At 71.5% G+C, this 14,548-nt stretch carries 15 protein-coding genes; 7 read left to right on the top strand and 8 right to left on the bottom strand.

Annotation, left to right across the window (positions count from 1 at the left end; genetic code table 11):
• Positions 1-32 precede the first annotated feature (32 nt).
• Both grpE and dnaK read right to left on the bottom strand, forming a co-directional pair.
• On the bottom strand, positions 33-791 hold the full coding sequence (grpE, locus tag MKD51_RS16285) for a nucleotide exchange factor GrpE (RefSeq protein ID WP_240237808.1): 759 nt from the start codon (positions 789-791) through the stop codon (positions 33-35).
• A 2-nt stretch (positions 792-793) separates the two neighbouring features.
• On the bottom strand, positions 794-2,677 hold the full coding sequence (dnaK, locus tag MKD51_RS02580) for a molecular chaperone DnaK (RefSeq protein WP_240237806.1): 1,884 nt from the start codon (positions 2,675-2,677) through the stop codon (positions 794-796).
• Positions 2,678-2,945: 268 nt separating this feature from the next.
• Between dnaK and MKD51_RS02575 the strand changes: the two genes are divergently transcribed.
• The 3 genes from MKD51_RS02575 to MKD51_RS02565 all read left to right on the top strand — a co-directional run bounded on the left by MKD51_RS02575 (position 2,946) and on the right by MKD51_RS02565 (position 6,260).
• Complete coding sequence (locus MKD51_RS02575; protein WP_240237804.1) at positions 2,946-3,635, top strand: DUF1345 domain-containing protein; 690 nt, start codon at positions 2,946-2,948, stop codon at positions 3,633-3,635.
• An 85-nt stretch (positions 3,636-3,720) separates the two neighbouring features.
• A complete protein-coding gene (locus MKD51_RS02570) occupies positions 3,721-5,175 on the top strand; it encodes an MFS transporter (RefSeq protein ID WP_240237802.1) in 1,455 nt (484 codons plus the stop codon).
• Positions 5,176-5,321: 146 nt separating this feature from the next.
• Positions 5,322-6,260 carry a hypothetical protein gene (locus tag MKD51_RS02565; protein ID WP_240237800.1) on the top strand — a complete coding sequence of 313 codons (939 nt, stop codon included), beginning with the start codon at positions 5,322-5,324 and terminating at the stop codon, positions 6,258-6,260.
• Between the two features lie 206 nt (positions 6,261-6,466).
• Here the strand turns inward: MKD51_RS02565 and MKD51_RS02560 are convergent, their stop codons facing one another.
• Complete coding sequence (locus tag MKD51_RS02560; RefSeq protein ID WP_240237798.1) at positions 6,467-6,967, bottom strand: nucleoside deaminase; 501 nt, start codon at positions 6,965-6,967, stop codon at positions 6,467-6,469.
• A complete protein-coding gene (locus tag MKD51_RS02555; protein WP_240237796.1) occupies positions 6,964-7,602 on the bottom strand; it encodes a MarR family winged helix-turn-helix transcriptional regulator in 639 nt (212 codons plus the stop codon). The genes MKD51_RS02560 and MKD51_RS02555 overlap by 4 nt, the downstream gene beginning before the upstream one ends.
• A 119-nt stretch (positions 7,603-7,721) precedes the next feature.
• Here MKD51_RS02555 and MKD51_RS02550 point away from each other — a divergent pair, with 119 nt between their 5' ends.
• Positions 7,722-8,375, top strand: a complete 654-nt coding sequence (locus tag MKD51_RS02550) for a hypothetical protein (RefSeq protein WP_240237794.1) — start codon at positions 7,722-7,724, stop codon at positions 8,373-8,375.
• Positions 8,376-8,439: 64 nt separating this feature from the next.
• On the opposite strand, the gene MKD51_RS02545 is transcribed toward MKD51_RS02550, so the two are convergent.
• Both MKD51_RS02545 and dcd read right to left on the bottom strand, forming a co-directional pair.
• Complete coding sequence (locus MKD51_RS02545; protein ID WP_240237792.1) at positions 8,440-9,336, bottom strand: hypothetical protein; 897 nt, start codon at positions 9,334-9,336, stop codon at positions 8,440-8,442.
• 13 nt (positions 9,337-9,349) lie between these two features.
• Positions 9,350-10,006 carry a dCTP deaminase gene (dcd, locus tag MKD51_RS02540; protein ID WP_240237787.1) on the bottom strand — a complete coding sequence of 219 codons (657 nt, stop codon included), beginning with the start codon at positions 10,004-10,006 and terminating at the stop codon, positions 9,350-9,352.
• A gap of 145 nt (positions 10,007-10,151) precedes the next feature.
• Between dcd and MKD51_RS02535 the strand changes: the two genes are divergently transcribed.
• Positions 10,152-10,604 (top strand): hypothetical protein, encoded by a 453-nt coding sequence (locus MKD51_RS02535; protein ID WP_240237782.1) that lies wholly within the window; start codon positions 10,152-10,154, stop codon positions 10,602-10,604.
• 55 nt (positions 10,605-10,659) lie between these two features.
• Here the strand turns inward: MKD51_RS02535 and MKD51_RS02530 are convergent, their stop codons facing one another.
• Positions 10,660-11,505: a DUF1206 domain-containing protein gene (locus MKD51_RS02530; RefSeq protein ID WP_240237780.1), complete on the bottom strand. Its 846-nt coding sequence runs from the start codon at positions 11,503-11,505 to the stop codon at positions 10,660-10,662.
• A gap of 78 nt (positions 11,506-11,583) precedes the next feature.
• Here MKD51_RS02530 and MKD51_RS02525 point away from each other — a divergent pair, with 78 nt between their 5' ends.
• Positions 11,584-12,234, top strand: coding sequence for a dienelactone hydrolase family protein (locus MKD51_RS02525; protein WP_240237777.1), 651 nt, complete (start codon positions 11,584-11,586; stop codon positions 12,232-12,234).
• A gap of 170 nt (positions 12,235-12,404) precedes the next feature.
• On the opposite strand, the gene MKD51_RS02520 is transcribed toward MKD51_RS02525, so the two are convergent.
• Complete coding sequence (locus MKD51_RS02520) at positions 12,405-13,514, bottom strand: YbdK family carboxylate-amine ligase (protein ID WP_240237769.1); 1,110 nt, start codon at positions 13,512-13,514, stop codon at positions 12,405-12,407.
• 133 nt (positions 13,515-13,647) lie between these two features.
• On the opposite strand from MKD51_RS02520, the gene MKD51_RS02515 reads away from it, so the two are divergent.
• Entirely contained in the window at positions 13,648-14,547 is a 900-nt protein-coding gene (locus MKD51_RS02515) for a Ku protein (protein ID WP_240237758.1), read from the top strand.
• Position 14,548: the final 1 nt, after the last annotated feature.

The raw sequence follows: 14,548 nt of genomic DNA, 5'->3' as shown, positions 1-14,548 counted from the left end.
CATGAGCCTCGCCGGGCCCATCCCGCTCGGGCTCACTCTGCCGGAACGAAGACCGCGACCTTGGCGACCCGCAGCAAGCGATCGCCAACGCGATAGCCCGGCTGGATCACATCGGCGACCACCATCTCGGTCACCTCCGGGTTCGGCAGCTGGGCGACGGCCTCGTGCTTGTCGATGTCGAAGACCTCGCCGAGCTCGCCGAGCTTGACGACGCCGAGCGCCTCGAACGAGCCGCGCAGCTTCGCAGCCACGATCGCGAGCGGACCATCGGCCAGATCGCCGTGCTTGTCGGCCAGGTCGAGGTCGTCGAGCGCCGGCAGCAGCGAGGTGATGACGGATGCGGTGGTCGACTCGCGGTCGGCCGCCCGCTCCCGCTCGGTGCGGTTGCGGAAGTTGACGTACTCGGCCCTCAGCCGCTGCAGCTCGTCGAGCTGCGCCGCCGACTTCGCCTCAAACGCGGCACGCTCTGCCTCGATCGCCGCAGCCTCGCCCTCGAGCAGGGCGCGATCCTCGTCGGTGAGCCCGTCGGATGCCGACGGCTCGTCCTCGCCGACGGATCCCGCGGACGACGTGGACGCATCCGCCGGCACCGCCTGGCCACCGAAGGCCACGTGGCCCGATGCGCCGATCGTCGCGGTGCCCTCAGCAGGCTCGTCCTCGCCTGCCGAAGGAGCCGGCTCGCGGGGCTCACCCGTGACGGGGTCGATCTTCCGCTTGTCCGTGACGTTGGGCTGCTCGTCGCCCTGCTGCTCGTCGCCCTGCCCTGAGCCTGTCGAAGGGTGGTTCGTCACGATTACTTCTTCTCGCTCTCGTCCTCGTCGTCCACGACCTCGGCGTCGACGACGTCGTCGTCAGCGCTCGAGTCGGCCTGCGGCTCCTCGGCGTCGCCGGCCGTCTGCTCGCTCTCTGCCTGCTCGCTCTGGGCCTGCGCCTGCTGGTAGATCGCCTCGCCCAGCTTCGACTGCGACTGCTGCAGCTTCTCGACCGAGGTCTTCACGGCCTCGTCGTCGTCGCCTGCGAGCGCGGCCTTGACGGCGTCGACATCCGCCTGGACCTCGTTCTTGACGTCCTCCGGCAGCTGCTCGGCGTTGTCGACGAGCACCTTCTCGACAGAGTAGGTGAGCGTCTCGCCGGTGTTGCGCAGCTCGGCCGCCTCGCGGCGGGCGTGGTCGGCTGCCGCGTTCTCCTCGGCCTCCTTCACCATCCGGTCGATGTCCTCCTTCGAGAGGCTCGAGCCGCCCGTGATGGTCATCGACTGCTCGGTGCCGGTGCCCTTGTCCTTGGCGGACACGTGCACGATGCCGTTGGCGTCGATGTCGAAGGTCACCTCGACCTGCGGGATGCCGCGCGGGGCCGGCGCGATGCCGGTGAGCTCGAACGTGCCGAGCGGCTTGTTGTCGCGCGTGAAGTCGCGCTCGCCCTGGAAGACCTGGATGGCGACCGAGGGCTGGTTGTCCTCGGCCGTCGTGAAGGTCTCGGAGCGCTTCGTCGGGATCGCCGTGTTGCGGTCGATGAGCTTCGTCATCATGCCGCCCTTGGTCTCGATGCCGAGCGAGAGCGGGGTGACGTCGATGAGCAGGACGTCCTTGCGCTCGCCCTTCAGCACGCCGGCCTGCAGCGCGGCGCCGACGGCGACGACCTCGTCGGGGTTGACCGACTTGTTGGGCTCCTTGCCGCCGGTGAGCTCCTTGACGAGCTCGGTGACGGCGGGCATGCGGGTCGAGCCGCCGACGAGCACCACGTGAGCGATCTCGTCGACCTTGATGCCTGCCTCGCGGATGACGTCCTCGAACGGCTTGCGGGTGCGCTCGAGCAGATCCTTGGTCATGTTCTCGAACTGGGCGCGCGTGAGCGTCTCCTCGAGGTTGGCGGGGCCGGCCTCGGTGAGCGAGAAGTAGGGAAGCTGGATGCTGGTGCTCGACGAGGCCGAGAGCTCCTTCTTGGCCTGCTCGGCGGCCTCCTTCAGGCGGCGCATCGCGATCTTGTCCTTCGAGACGTCGACGCCCGACTGCTCCTGGAAGCGCTTCTTCAGCCACTCGACGACGCGGTCATCCCAGTCGTCGCCGCCGAGGCGGTTGTCTCCCGCGGTCGAGCGCACCTGGATGGTGGAGAAGTCGTCGTCCTTGCCCACTTCGAGCAGCGAGACGTCGAACGTGCCGCCACCGAGGTCGAAGACGAGGATGAGCTCGTCCTCCTTGCCCTTGTCGAGGCCGTATGCGAGGGCCGCCGCGGTGGGCTCGTTGATGATGCGCAGCACGTTGAGGCCGGAGATCTCGCCGGCCTCCTTCGTGGCCTGGCGCTCGGCGTCGTTGAAGTACGCGGGCACGGTGATGACCGCATCCGTCACCTTCTCGCCGAGGTACGTCTCGGCGTCGCGCTTCAGCTTGCCGAGGATGCGCGCCGAGATCTCCTGCGGCGTGAGCTGCTTGCCGTCGATCTCCTGCTTCCAGTCGGTGCCCATGTGGCGCTTGACCGAGGAGATGGTGCGGTCGACGTTCGTGACGGCCTGGCGCTTGGCCGGCTCGCCCACGAGGGTCTCCCCCTCCTTGACGAATGCGACGACCGAGGGGGTCGTGCGGAATCCTTCGGCGTTCGCGATGACGGTGGGCTCGCCGCCGTCGAGGAACGCGACGACGGAGTTGGTGGTGCCGAGGTCGATGCCGACTGCTCGTGCCATATTCTCTTGCCTCCTGTTCGCAGCTGTGCTGCGCTCTGGTCTGCCTGATTCCGGTGGAGGAGACCACCGACAGCCCCCATGCAGACCCGAACGGGTCTGCGCCTGGCGGTGGGCTCGTCCCCCGGAACCGTGGCCGCGACCGGCGCCCGGGTGGGCGCACGACTTGAGTCGCGATGGCTCAACTTTCTCACCTTGAGTCGAGGGGAGTCAAGTTTGCGCGCTGTGGATCGGCTGAGAATGCGTCGCCCGGCCCATTAGCGTTGACCGCATGGCCAAAGGCAACCGTCGGCTGCACCGAGAGGTCATCCGCCACACCCTCGCATCCCTCATCTCTGGCGCCTTCGCCCTCGCGGTCATCCTCGCCACCAGCCTCCTGGTGAGCGGGCAGCTCACGGTGGACGGCTCCGCCGTCGCCGCGCTCACGCTCGCCTTCGGCGCCTACGGGCCCGCGTTCCTGTGGCTCTCGCACCTCGCGTTCACCGGCCTCACGGGTGACCAGCTTCGCGCTCGGCTGCGCCGCTCGGAGGAGCAGAACGGCTTCGTGCGCTTCCTCTACGTGGGCGGCCCGAAGTCGTGGGCGATGTTCATCGTCTTCGTCGGCGTCATCTCCGTGGTCCTGCTGGCCACCCGCGGCAACAGCATCGACGTCTGGCTCGTCGCCACCTGCGTGTTCGGCGTCGCGGGCTCCTGGGTGCTGCTGGTCGCGGTCTTCGCCGTCGAGCACATGCGCAGCTGGGCCGAGCACGACGGACTCGCGTTCCCGGGCGACGAGGACCGCGCCTTCAGCGACTTCGTCTACCTCTCGATCCAGCTCTCGACCACCTTCTCGACCTCCGACGTGGCCCTCACGAACCGCCCGGCCCGCAGCCTCGCCAGCGTGCAGTCGATCGTGGGCTTCGCCTACAGCACCGTCATCATCGCGGTCTTCGCGTCGCTCCTCATCACGCTGACGGTCTGACGTCCGCTGGCGCCCGGCGAGGGCGCGCCGACGCCGCTCCCCCGCAGGTCACCTCCCGTTCGCATTTGCGGCCTACGCTCAAGCCATGAGCGTCCCTCAGGAGCCGCACGAGGCATCCGTCACCGCCAAGCCGTCCCCCGACGAACTGGTGCAGCCCGCGCAGGTGGGCGTCGAGCCGATCACGCGCCGCGAACTCGGCCGCCGCGCTCGAGCGTGGGCGATGTGGGATTGGGGCTCCGCCTCCTTCAACGCGGTCGTGACGACCTTCATCTTCAGCACCTACCTGGCCTCCGACCTGTTCGTCGACCCGGCCATCGTCGACGCCGCCGGCGAGGCGGGCTCGCCAGCGCTCACCCGCGCGCTCGCCGACAACGCGGCCGTCGTCGCGTGGGCGATCGCGATCGCGGGCGTCCTCGTGGCGCTCATCGCACCGATCGTCGGCCAGCGCTCGGATGGCGGCGGCCGCCGCAAGCTGTGGGTCGCGGTGAACACGGCGGTGACGATCATCGCGATGTTCGGGATGTTCTTCGTGGCGCCCGTGCCCGGCTACCTCTGGCTCGGCGCGATGCTGCTGGCGGCGGGCAACCTGTTCTTCGAGTTCGCGAGCGTCAACTACAACGCGATGCTGCACCAGGTCTCGACGAAGGAGTCGCTGGGCCGCACCTCGGGCTTCGGCTGGGGCATGGGCTACGTCGGCGGCATCGTGCTGCTCGGCCTGCTGCTGGTGCTGTTCATCCTCCCCCTGGGAGGCGACGGCCACGGCGTGCTGAACGTGCCGTTCGGCCTCGACGGCGGCGGGCTGGACACACGCCTCGCGGTGCTCGCGAGCGCCGTGTGGTTCCTCGTCTTCGCGCTCCCGCTCATGCTCCGGGTGCCCGAGCTGCCGCCCACCGGCACCGCACCCGTGCGCGTCAGCGTCGTCGAGTCGTACCGCATCCTCTTCCGCACCATCGCCCGCATCGGCCGCCGCGCGCCGAAGACGCTGCTGTTCCTGGTCGCCTCCGCGGTCTTCCGCGACGGGCTCTCGGGCGTGTTCACCTTCGGCGCCATCATCGCGGGGCAGGTGTTCGGCTTCGAGTTCCTCGAGGTCATGCTGTTCGCGATCGCCGCGAACGTCACGGCCGGCATCGGCACCTTCGTGGGCGGCTGGGCCGACGACCGCTTCGGCCCCAAGGCGGTCATCATCGTCTCGCTCGTGGTGCTCGTCGCCTCGGGCACCGCGGTCATGTTCGTCGATGGCAAGGGGATGTTCTGGCTCTGCGGCCTGGCGCTGGCGACCTTCGTCGGGCCGGTGCAGTCGGCGTCGCGCTCGTTCATGGCGCGCATCACGCCCGAGGGCCGCGAGGGCGAGATGTTCGGCCTCTATGCCACCACCGGCCGCTCGGTCTCGTTCCTCACCGCGACGCTCTTCGGTGCCTTCGTCGGCCTGACGGGCGACACCCGCTTCGGCATCCTCGGCATCGTGATCGTCCTCGCCGCCGGCCTGCTGCTCGTGCTCCCCATCACCCCGAAGCCCACGAAGATCGACGACGCCGACTGACGCGGGCCGGTCGCGACTTCGTTCGCGCGCCGAACCGGTACCAAGTGGTCGCTGCGAGCCCAGATCGTGACCAATTGGTACCGGTTCTTCCACAGCCGCGGGCGGATGGGCGACACCGGCAGGGCGGGTTCGCTCAAGATGCGCGCATGGATGCCCCGAAACCGCTGCCCGAGCCGTTCGCTGCTGCTTCCTTCTCGACGGCGGACGCGCTCGCCGGTGGCGTGAGCCGGCGGCGGCTGCGCGAGCCTGACCTGCTGCGGCCATTCCACGGAGTGCGGGCGCACGAGCCGCCCCTGGACGTGCAGGCACAGGCGTCCGCCTTCGCCCTGCGCATGCGCGCCGGCCTCGTCTTCGCCGGCATCACCGCCGCTCGGCTGTGGGGGCTGCCCGTCTCAAGCTGGTGGGCGCCAGCCGAGCACCTTGTCGTCGGAGTCCCTGCAGGCACGGGTCGCACGCGCGCGAAGGGCGTGCTCACGCGCGAGTTCGACCCCACCCGTCTCGAGACCACCAAGCTCGATGGCCTGCCCATCCTGACGCCGACATCCACGGTGCTCACCATCGCGGGTGCGCAGTCGCACGACGATCTGGTCGCATTGCTCGACGCGCTCGTGACGCCGTCGAAGCACTACCGCGGGCTGCGCTGGCCCGGTCGCCCACACACCACGATCGCAGAGCTCACTGCCTTCGCCGATCGCTGCGGGGGCCTGCGAGGCGTCGAAGCGCTCCGCGCGGCCTTGGTCGACGTTCGCGCCGGCGCCGAGTCGAAGCGCGAGACGCTGAGCCGGCTCTGCATCGTGGCCGCAGGGCATCCGGAGCCCGTCATGCAGCACGAGGTCTGGGTCGCCGGCGTCCTCCGCGCGATCATCGATCTCGCCTACCCGCAGCTCATGATCGCGATCGAGTACGAGGGCGAGCACCATCTGACGGATGCAGCGCAATGGGCGAAGGACATCCTCCGCCAGGAGCTGCTGGAGTCGCTGGGCTGGATCGTCATCCGCGTCACGAAGGGCGACCTCAAGCATGGGGGCCGAGAGATGATCCGTCGCCTCGACGCGGCGATCGCGCGGCGAGCGAACGCCGCCTGAAGACGTCGCCCCGCGCCCTTCAACCACGCGGCTCCTGACCCTGCCCCTGCCCCTGCCCCTGCTCCTGCCCCTGCCCGCTGCCCGCTGCCCGCTGCCCTCGCCCTCACTCCCCAGTCCCTGCCCCTTCCCCCTGCAAACCGGTACCAAATGGCCGCGAATCGCCCCTGGCGCGGACACTTGGTACCGGTTTGCGGGGGGGGGCAAGGTCAGTAGGCGGTGCGGGCGGGGTTGGTTCGCCAGGCGTGGAAGGGGGCGGTGCGGGCATCGGTCGGATGCTGCTGCACGGGCATGAGGGCGCGGTCAGTCGAGGCGAAGTAGGCGTAGAAGGCGGCGTCGTCGAAGCCCGCGTCGGCGGCATCGTGGCGGTCCGCGGCGAACACGACGCGGTCGACGCGCGCCCAGAGCGCGGCACCGAGGCACATCGGGCACGGCTCGCAGCTCGTGTAGAGCACGGCGCCGTGGAGGTCGAAAGTGCCCAGGGTCGCGCACGCGGCACGGATGGCGGTGACCTCGGCGTGCGCGGTCGGGTCGCTCAGGGCGGTGACCCGGTTGACGCCCTCGAAGCTGCGGCCGTCGGCGGTGACGATGACGGCGCCGAAGGGGCCGCCGCCCTCCGCTGCGTTCGCGGTCGCGATGGCGACCGCGCGAGCGAGGTGCGCCTGATCAGATCGCGCGCCGCTGGTCGCGTCGGCTGCGTCGGCGGTCATCGTCGCGGCCCCTCCTGCCAGGCGTCCGCGAGCTTGGCGAGCAGGCGCGCGAGCGTGGCTCGCTCGGCAGGGGTGAGCGACTCGGCGGCGGCGGCGACCTCCGCGGCCCGCGCTTCTGCGTGCGCTTCGAATCGAGAGCGGCCGGCCTTCGTGGCCTCGATCACGACCCGGCGACCGTCGGAGGGATCCGGGATGCGTCGCACGAGCCCGGCGTCGGCGAGGGCCTGCACGAGGCGGGATGCGCGCGGCTGATCGACGCCGATGGCGTGGCCCAGGTCGGTGATCGAGCGCGGTCCCTCCGCATGCACGATCGCGTGCAGCATCCGGCGCGCACCCATGGCGCTGCGTCGGCCGCGAGGAGCGCCCCCGCGCTCAGGGCGTTCGCCGTCGCGGTCGGCACCCTCGTCGTCGGGCGCGGCGCCGAAGGGACCGCCGTGACCACCCCATCCGGGGCCGCGTCCGTGGGGCCCGCCATGGCCGAAGCCGTGCGGAGCGCCCGGGTCGAAGCCCTGCGGGCCGCCATCGCCGGGCCTCCGCGGACGGCTCCCGCCCGGCGGTCGCCGCATGCCGATGCGGTCGAGCGACGCCGCGATCTGAGCGATCTCAGGATCTGGGACTTGACGAGAGTCGGTCATGCATGTCATTCTACATGTACATGCTTCTTGACATGGATATGTCGAGTGACATGAATCGCTGGCCGAGGGGTCAGCGTAGGCAGCGGACCAGCTGCCCCACAGACGAAAGGACCATCGCGATGCGATACCCCAACCACTTCGACGAGAACATCGACCACCCCGAGAGCCGCGAGGGCGAGCAGCCCGAGCAGGACCGCCACCCGCGCGGCCACGGCCGCTTCCACCGCGGCGGCGGCAGGGGCTTCGGCCCCGGTCACCGCGGCCAGGGCTTCGGCCCGGGCCTCCACCGCGAGGCTGGCTTCGGCCACGACCACGCTGACCACGGCCCCCGCTGCGAGCAGCACCAGGCGCACGAGGGCCGGAGCGACCAGGGGCACCCGTGCCACCAGGGCTACGAGGGCCGGAGCCACTGGGTCCACGAGGGGCGGAGCCACCAGGGCCACCAGGCTCACCAGGCTCACGGTCGCGGCGACGGGCAGCCCGGCGAGCAGCCGCACGGCGGCGCCCACCGACGCCCCACCCTCGGGCGCAGCATCATGAAGTCGGCCCGACGCATCCGTCGGTCGGGCCTCACGCCAGAGCAGCTGCACCGCCGCATCGCGGCGACCGTCAGCCACGCCGACTACATGACCACGATGCGCACCCTGCGGCGCATCGGCATGGAGCTGCGTACTGAGCGCGGCAACACCGAGCACGGCAACACCGAGCGAGACAACACCGAGCACGGCTCCACCGACCGCGGCACCACCGCACCGGGTCACCCCGAGCGCTGAGCCACCACCACCACCACCACAGAGCGCGTCCCTGCACCAACAGGGGCGCGCTTCTGCGTTGCGGCTAGACGATCGGGTCGGTGGGCCGGATGCGCTCGGCCTCGATCGCGGGATGCGCGAGCAGGCGGCCGATGAGATGGGCGCTGCCGCCGACGTGCGTGATGTCGAGGTCGAGGTCGGTGGCGATGAACCATGCTGGCGCGCCGTGCGGCTCGGTCGGCCAGGTCGCGTTGGGCGTGCGGCATTCGAGGGGTCGATCATGCCGCCAGCCGAGTCCAGCCGTCTCGACCCACACGGGGTCGGCGAAGGCGCGGAGCCGCCCGCGCAGCAGCACGTGGCCGCGGCCCTGCCCCTCGCGGGGGAGCCCGAGCACCCGCTCCGCCCGCATGGCGGCCAGCACCTCCGGGTCGACCGCGGCGACCTGCTCGGCCCGGTGCTCGGCCTGCAACCGCCGCGTCTCGCGCCGCCGCACCCACCAGCTCGTGCGCTCGGGGAAGGCAGCGAAGACGCTCGAACCGCGCGGGTCGAGCCCGCTTCCCTCCCACACGGCAGCCAGCACCTCGGCGTCGCCGTGCTCGTCGAGCAGCACCTCGGCGAGCGTCGCCAACAGCGGAACCGGGATGTCGAGGCCGTGCGGCGGCAGGATGCGGCGGCCGTCGGGCAGGTCGGCGTCGGTGTCGCCGAAGCGGGCCTCCCAGGCGGTGAAGCGGTCGCCCGAGTGCTCGCGATCGCCGAGCAGTGCGGCGGATTCGGCCCAGCTGATCTCGCGCGGGGTGTACTCGGGCGTGCCCCACGCATCCGTCCTCCCCGACGGCGTCTCGAGCGTCGCGGGATGCAGGATGCGCGCGTAGGCCGCGAAGACGGGCGGCACGAGGGTCGCGACCGAGCCGTCGTCCGCGAGCGCGTCCTGCAGCCACCGCGCGCTCGCAGCATCGTGCTCGACGCGCAGCGGGCCCGCCATCAGGGGCGCCGGATCACGGCTCGGCCTGCTCGACCTCGCTCGGCACGGCCGGCACCTCGGAGGTCGACTCGCCATCGAGCACCGGCTCGGTGGCGGGGATCACCGTGCGGTGGAAGCTCTGGAAGGAGCGCGAGGCCGTCGGCCCGCGCTGCCCCTGGTAGCGATTGAGGTTCGGGCCCTGGCCGTAGGGGTTCTCGGACGGCGAGGAGAGCTGGAAATAGCAGACCTGCCCGATCTTCATGCCCGGCCAGAGCTTGATCGGCAGCGTCGAGACGTTCGAGAGCTCGAGCGTCACGTGGCCCGAGAATCCGGGGTCGATGAAGCCGGCGGTCGAGTGCGTGAGGAGCCCGAGGCGGCCGAGCGACGACTTGCCCTCGAGGCGCGCGGCGACGTCGTCGGGCAGCGTGATGCGCTCGTAGGTGGCGCCGAGCACGAACTCCCCGGGGTGCAGGATGAATGGCTCATCGGGTGCCACCTCGATGAGCCGCGTGAGCTCGGGCTGATCCTCGGCTGGGTCGATGAACGGGTATTTGTGGTTGTCGAAGAGCCGGAAGCCGCGATCGAGCCGCACGTCGACGCTCGAGGGCTGCAGCATCGAGGGGTCGAGCGGGTCGAGGCCGAGGGAGCCGGAGTCGAGCCGGGCACGGATGTCGCGATCGCTGAGCAGCACGACGCCGAGCGTATCGCCCGGCGGTTGCCGACTGCGGCGCCCGGCGGAGAGCGTGGGCGACCCTCGAGAGGAAAGCGCCGACAGGCGGATGCGGTGGCGCACTTCACAGCAGAACAGAGGACGATGGATGCGTGGGAGGTGCGTGATGGACGGGAAGCGTGATCGCCGGCTCGAAGACTGGGTCGAGCTGGCCGCGGCGGCCGTCGAGCGCGCCCGCCGCTCGATCGGGAACGACGAGGTCGCCAAGCGCGTCGAGGACTCGGTGAGCGACGAGGACTACGAGGCGGTCGTGCGGGTGCTGCGCACCATGGGACGCGACCTGCAGTCGACGAGCGCCGACCTCACCTCGCTCGACGCTCGGCTGCGCGCCGGACACGTGGAGCAGCATCCGCACGTGCCCGAGTCGCCAGAGGATGCCGCACCGACGGAGGACGCGATGCCCGCTGAGGAGCCAGAGGTCGAGCAGAACCCCGAGTCGACGCTCGGCGACCTGCCCGCGAAGGAGCGTGCGAACCTGACGCCCGCAGAGCTCGCCAAGCAGCTCGCGCGGCTGCGGAACCCGATCCTGCCCCACCCGCGGCGCGGCCGCCGCACGTAGGCGAGGCGCGGGCTCAGCGCGAAGGCGCGGCCCGGCCTCAGCGCGAACGCGCGCCTCAGCGCGACCAGGCTCCGCGCGCGAAGCAGTAGAGGCCGTAGAGCAGCAGGCCGACACCGATGGCGACGAGCGCGAAGACCCCGCCCGGCACGGTGGTGAGCGACTGCAGCGCACCGTCGAGGCCGCCCGCCTGCTCGGCATCGGCCGTGAACGCTGCGACGACGAACAGGCCGCCCACGATCACCACGGCGAGCCCCTTCGCGACGTAGCCGCTGACGCCCAGCACGTCGACGAGCCGGCGGAAGCGGGCGGGCGGTGCGACATCCTCGCGGAACGTGCGCCGCACACCCTTCACGACGAAGGAGACGCCGACGGCCGCGACGACGACACCGATCAGCCCCAGCAGCCAGAGCCCCCACGGGTTCGCCATCAGCTCGGCGGAGAACGACTCGGTGTCCTCCTCGCCATCGGAGCTGCCGCCCGTCGCGTAGACGAGCGCCGTCGAGCCGACCACCGCGTAGGCGATGCCGCGACCGGCCGCCTTCAGCGCATCCTTCGCGTCGCGCCGCGAGGCCGCGATCGCGGTGACGGCCGCGTGCAGGGCGAGCGCGATCAGCGCGATGCCCACCGCCCAGAGCGCGACGCCGCCGAGCGGCGTCTGCTGGATCGCGCGCATGGCTCCCGACTGGTCGGCGGAGCCGCCTGCGCCCATCGCGACGCCCAGCGCCAGCACACCGATGAGGATGTGCACGACGCCGTTGGCGGCCTGCCCGACGCCCTCGACCCAGTCGGCCGCCGGGTGGCGCTCGGCCTGCGCCGCGGCGCCCTGGGCCTTGTCGGTCGCGCGACCGGCCGCATCCGACGCCTTCGACGCGGCGCGCGAGGCGCGCTCAGAGCTGTTCATGGGGCAACGCTACGACGCGGCGCCCGTGCCGCGCAGATCGGCGTCGACTAGCGTGGCCGCGACGAGCGAAGGAGCAGCATGGCGATCAGGACGAGCGACGACACCGCGACCCGCTGGCACGGCACCGAGGGCGACCCGGTGGTCGTGCTCGCGCACGACTGGAACGGCCGGCTGCCGTGGATCGAAGAGCTCGCGGTGAGCCTCGCGGGTGCGAGCTTCCGGGTCGCGGTGCCCGACTTCCACGCGGGGCGCACGAGCACCGACGACGAGGAGGCCGCCGCGCTGCTGCGCGAGCGCTCCGAGGATCTCGACGGCGCCTTCCGCATCCTGAGCGAGACGATCGGCGAGGCCCGCGCGGGTGGCAGCGAGCGCGCGGCGGTCGTGGGGTTCTCGATGGGATCGACGCTCGCGCTCGGCTACGCCGCGCAGGGTGCGCTCGACGCGGTCGTCGCCTACTACGGCGCCGCGCTGCCCGGCATCGAGGCCGGGCCGCGCACGCCGGTGCTGTTCCAGGTGGCGGAGTCGGATGACTGGAGCCGGCGAGAGGCGCCGGAGGACTACCGCTCGCGGCTCGCGGCCGAGGGCTTCGACGAGGTCGAGATCCGGCACCACGCGGGCGCGGTGCACGGGTTCCAGAACGCGCAGATCGAGCGGCGGTTCGATGCGGATGCGTCGGCGGCGGCGTGGGAGACGACGGTCGCGTTCCTGCGGGGGCATCTGGAGCAGTAGGCCGAGGGGCGCGCCGCCGTTGGTCGAGGAGCGCGCGCCGCAGGTCGAGGAGCGCGCGCCGTAGGTGCTCGCGTCACGAGACCGGTCGCTGCCCTCGATCTCGTGACGCGGCCTCCGGCCGCTCCTCGATCAGCGGGCACGCGCTGCGCGCCTCCTCGATGAGGCGGGGGCTACGCGACGAACGTCGCGCGCAGCAGGCGGCCGAGCGTCGCCCTGCCGTCCGCGAGCGCCGCTCGCTGCCGCGCCGCGCCGTTGCCCTCCGAGCGAGCGCGCGCCACGAGCGCATCCACCCGCTCCTCATCTCCCGCCGCCGCCAGCGCCGGCCTGGCCGCGTCGAGCATCCGCTCGATCACGACCCACGCGGGGGCGAGCGCAGCCGTGACCGGGTCGACCAGACTGCCGTCGAGCCCGTGCCTGGCCGCGTGCCAGACCGCCGCGTCGACGTGCTCGGGATGCCCGGCGGCGACTGCGTGCGGCAGCTCCCCCGCCGCCGCAACCTCCACCAGTGCCCGCGTGAGCAGCGCCGTCGCGACCGTCTCGTCGGCAGACAGCTGCGCGTCGAACACCCGCAGCTCGAGCGTCGGGTAGCGCTCGGCGAGCCGCATCATCCAGGCGAGCGAGCCGGTGTCGAGCGTCGTGCCGATGCCGACCAGGGCGCGGATGCGGCTGCGGTAGTCGTGGGCGTCGGCGAAGACGGGCGGCACGGAGGCGGTCGTGAAGCGGCGGCCCACGATGGTGCGCCAGCTGGCGAAGCCCGTGTCGGCGCCGGCGAAGCACGGGGAGTTCGCCGTGAGCGCGACGAGCGGTGCGAGCCACGGGCGCAGCGCGTTCATCGCCACGATGCCCTCGTCGCTCGAGCCCACCGAGACGTGCACGTGCAGCCCCTGGATGCGGTGATCGGGGTGGATCGCGCCGAGCTCGTCGACGAAGCGCTCGTACCGCTCCCCCGCCGCGACCGACGAGGCACCGCTCCCGCAGGGCGTGCCGACGCTCGCCGCGATGAGCTCGCGCCGGTCGGCTGCGGCGCCGAGCGCGCGCCGGAACTCGCGCACGACCCGCTCGGCGGCGTCGCCGTCGGCGAGCACGGGCGAGGAGAACTCCACCTGCGCCTTGAGGAACTCGCGGCCGACCCAGCCGACCGAGGCCTCGAGATCGGCGATCTCGGCGATCACCTCCTCGGCGACGTCGACGGGAGCGAGCGTGCCCGGCTCCAGCAGGATCACCTCCTCCTCCACGCCGAAGGTGCGGGGTGAGCGCCGAGTCGGCCGAGTGATGGTCACCCTCGGATTGTCCCCCAACCGCACCCGGTCCCGCCACCGCGACCGGCCGCATCCGCCCCACCCTCTCGCCGAACTGCAAGCCGCACCCGGAACGGGGGTGGCGCGCGACGCACGCGTGGGGAACAGTGGGCGCATGCGAGCGATCTGGAAGGGCTCGATCACATTCGGGCTCGTGAACGTGCCGGTGAAGCTCTATGCCGCCACGGAGGAGCACGACGTCGAGCTGCATCAGGTGCACGACGCCGACGGCGGGCGCATCCGGTACGAGCGCAAGTGCGAGGTGTGCGGCAAGAAGGTCGAGTATGCGCACATCGACAAGGCATACGACGACGGCGAGCAGACGGTGGTGCTCACCAAGGACGACTTCAGCGCGCTGCCGGCGGAGAAGAGCCGCGAGATCGAGGTGCTCGAGTTCGTGCCGAACGAGCAGATCGATCCGATCCTGTTCGAGCGCAGCTACTACCTCGAGCCCGACTCCAAGAGCCCCAAGGCCTACGTGCTGCTGCTGCGGGTGCTCGAGGAGACCGAGCGCACGGCCGTGGTGCAGTTCTCGCTGCGGCAGCGCACCCGGCTGGCATCGCTGCGGGTGCGCGACGGCGTGCTGATGGTGCAGACGCTGCGCTGGGCTGACGAGGTGCGGGCCGCCGAGTTCGAGAGCCTCGACGCCGACATCACGGTGGGCGAGCGCGAGATGAAGCTGGCGCGCTCGATCGTCTCGGAGCTCGAGGCCGACTTCGAGCCAGAGCAGTACGTCGACGTCTACCAGCAGCAGCTGCGCACGCTCGTCGAGGCCAAGCTCGACCAGGGCGAGGCGCTCGACACCGCCGCCACCTTCGGCAAGGCCGAGGACGAGGGCGCGGAGGTCATCGACCTGCTCGAGGCGCTGCAGCGCTCGGTGGCGAAGAAGCAGGGCAAGGGTGCGGATGCGGCGGGCGACGCCGCGTCGAAGGGCGACGGCGACGAGGCGGCCGACACGGCAGACAAGGCCGACAAGAAGCCCGCGAAGCGCACCAAGAAGTCGAAGTCCGCCTGAC

The sequence above is a fragment of the Agrococcus sp. ARC_14 genome (assembly GCF_022436485.1).
Lineage (GTDB): Bacteria > Actinomycetota > Actinomycetes > Actinomycetales > Microbacteriaceae > Agrococcus.
The sequence above is the reverse complement of the archived record's forward strand: the minus strand, read 5'-3'. Positions and strand labels throughout refer to the sequence as shown.

What these genes read in the sequence shown, in the direction of transcription:
- MKD51_RS02570 (WP_240237802.1), top strand. Translation starts at nt 3,721, where the DNA reads ATGAGCGTCCCTCAGGAGCCGCACGAGGCATCCGTCACCGCCAAGCCG.
- MKD51_RS02535 (WP_240237782.1), top strand. Translation starts at nt 10,152, where the DNA reads ATGGACGGGAAGCGTGATCGCCGGCTCGAAGACTGGGTCGAGCTGGCC.
- MKD51_RS02525 (WP_240237777.1), top strand. Translation starts at nt 11,584, where the DNA reads ATGGCGATCAGGACGAGCGACGACACCGCGACCCGCTGGCACGGCACC.
- MKD51_RS02545 (WP_240237792.1), bottom strand. Translation starts at nt 9,336, where the DNA reads ATGGCGGGCCCGCTGCGCGTCGAGCACGATGCTGCGAGCGCGCGGTGG.
- MKD51_RS02575 (WP_240237804.1), top strand. Translation starts at nt 2,946, where the DNA reads ATGGCCAAAGGCAACCGTCGGCTGCACCGAGAGGTCATCCGCCACACC.
- MKD51_RS02530 (WP_240237780.1), bottom strand. Translation starts at nt 11,505, where the DNA reads ATGAACAGCTCTGAGCGCGCCTCGCGCGCCGCGTCGAAGGCGTCGGAT.
- MKD51_RS02550 (WP_240237794.1), top strand. Translation starts at nt 7,722, where the DNA reads ATGCGATACCCCAACCACTTCGACGAGAACATCGACCACCCCGAGAGC.
- MKD51_RS02565 (WP_240237800.1), top strand. Translation starts at nt 5,322, where the DNA reads ATGGATGCCCCGAAACCGCTGCCCGAGCCGTTCGCTGCTGCTTCCTTC.
- MKD51_RS02560 (WP_240237798.1), bottom strand. Translation starts at nt 6,967, where the DNA reads ATGACCGCCGACGCAGCCGACGCGACCAGCGGCGCGCGATCTGATCAG.
- MKD51_RS02515 (WP_240237758.1), top strand. Translation starts at nt 13,648, where the DNA reads ATGCGAGCGATCTGGAAGGGCTCGATCACATTCGGGCTCGTGAACGTG.
- MKD51_RS02555 (WP_240237796.1), bottom strand. Translation starts at nt 7,602, where the DNA reads ATGACCGACTCTCGTCAAGTCCCAGATCCTGAGATCGCTCAGATCGCG.
- dnaK (WP_240237806.1), bottom strand. Translation starts at nt 2,677, where the DNA reads ATGGCACGAGCAGTCGGCATCGACCTCGGCACCACCAACTCCGTCGTC.